This window comes from Microbulbifer sp. (genome assembly GCF_051659245.1).
Classification (GTDB): domain Bacteria; phylum Pseudomonadota; class Gammaproteobacteria; order Pseudomonadales; family Cellvibrionaceae; genus Microbulbifer.
Genome location: NZ_JBOFOC010000160.1, coordinates 1 through 1045, shown reverse-complemented (window position 1 = coordinate 1045; position 1045 = coordinate 1). Strand labels below are relative to the sequence as shown.

1 protein-coding gene is annotated in these 1045 nt (G+C 65.3%); it reads right to left on the bottom strand.

What is annotated here, in order from left to right; genetic code table 11:
• Positions 1-644: 644 nt before the first annotated feature.
• Positions 645-1045, bottom strand: a 401-nt coding sequence (locus tag ACRC0P_RS15725) for a hypothetical protein (protein WP_438632253.1), incomplete at its 5' end; no start/stop codon positions are given.

The following is a 1045-nucleotide window of genomic DNA, read 5'->3' as shown; positions in this document are numbered from 1 at the left end:
CCACCTCCATCACCGGGCACCGGTCTACGGAATGGTCCGGGTCCCCACAGCGCCAACAAGCCGGCCCAGGCCTTCCCGCCGCCCTGGCGGCAGGGAGTGGGCCCGTCCACTGACGTGAGGAGGGTGCGGCAGTTGAGGTGTAGTGTGGGTGGTGTGAGGCTCCGGGCGTGTCCACCGCGTTGGGCCTCCCGGCCGGGGCTCCAGCCCCATCGTGCGGACCGCTCCCATAGGCTCGCCCGCGCGCGAAGCCTCTCCCCGGCGTCGGCGGACGGGTCCGCGGGGTTGGGGTCGGTCGGAAACCCGGTGGGGGGAGTGAGACTGCCGGTAGAATGTCCCCGACTCCAGGGCACGCGACCAGGTGGTCTTCCGCCAGCTGGATGGCCGCGTCCAGCAACGTCGGGCGGTGGCACTGGACCCAGCTCGCTGTTTTCCTGGGTAGGCAGGTTGTAAATTGTTCCAGCACCACGCGATCGATGATCTTCCTGACTTCACTTCCCTCGGCCATCAGCCATTTGTGGCAGGAGTCCCGGAGCTGCTTAGCTTACAGGTAGGGCCGGCCTGTTTCTGCCAACCCCAGCGACCGAAATCGCTGGCGGTGCTGCTCAGGGCTCCGGCTGACCCGCTGGATGATGGCCTTCTTCAACTCAGCATAAACCAGGAGATTCTCCTAACAGGCGGAGGGCCCACTGATCCCCAGGCCATCTGCTGGACTCTGCCACTCGCTCGAAGAGATCCAGGAATGCCTCGGGATCGTCCTGTGGGCCCATCTTGGAGAGCACCAGGTCGGCGCGTGTCCCCGTCTGAACCTCCCGGTGCATCCAGCTCCGGAACGTCTCGCGGTCCTCGCGCTGTGCCTGGAGGACTGCCTGGAAACGCATATCCTGGTCCTCCCTCATCTGCAACAGCGCCCGGTGTTGTTCCTGGTGGAGGACCGCGAGCGATGAAATGACCTCCGCAAACGGCGAGCTGGTTGGGCTCGATCCACTGGCCGCGGCACTCCTACTTCCATCCATAATCCCGGGTTTCGGCACCAGTGTAACACGTT